Raw genomic sequence first — 591 nt, forward strand, 5'->3', positions numbered from 1 at the left:
ACTCCCGAAAACTTGTCCCAAGAATCAGCAGCCATGGACTCCTCTAAACAGCTGCCTAGCACTCTGAAAACTAAAATAACTGATGAAGACTATCCTTAGTTTCTTTAGTTAGTAATGTCATTACGAAATGGCAGTTAACAGGAACTGTGGAGATCGAGCTGAAAACTTTCTGAGAGAGCTGGATTTTTAGAAATGCAAATTAAAACCCCTGTTTGACTGCAAAACACCTGCAGGACGATTTATCAGACTCTGGAGTGGTGGTGCACTGTTCTACTGCGCAGACACACCTGGACAAATATGACCTTCATGGAAGAGTCATCAGAAGAAAACCTTTCCTGTGTCCTCACCACAAAATTCAGTGTTTCAGAAGTTTACAAAGGAACATAAACAAGTGTGATGCTTTTTGGAAATAAGCCCTGTGGACCTGAAATAAAACTTTTAGGACTCAATGAGCAAAGGTATGTTTGGAGAAAAAAAGGAGGAAGAAAATTTCAGGAAGAGAACACCTGTCCAACTGTTAAACACAGGGTGGATCAATTATGGTTTGGACTTGTGTTTTACGGTTAAAAATTTTTTTACACTTATAGTTTT

At 39.1% G+C, this 591-nt stretch carries 1 protein-coding gene; it reads left to right on the plus strand.

The features are described from left to right. Positions 1-212 precede the first annotated feature (212 nt). Positions 213-413 carry a hypothetical protein gene (locus R7E78_RS31255; protein WP_411913783.1) on the plus strand — a complete coding sequence of 67 codons (201 nt, stop codon included), beginning with the start codon at positions 213-215 and terminating at the stop codon, positions 411-413. Positions 414-591 lie beyond the last annotated feature (178 nt).

The organism is Vibrio sp. YT-19(2023) (genome assembly GCF_033337395.1).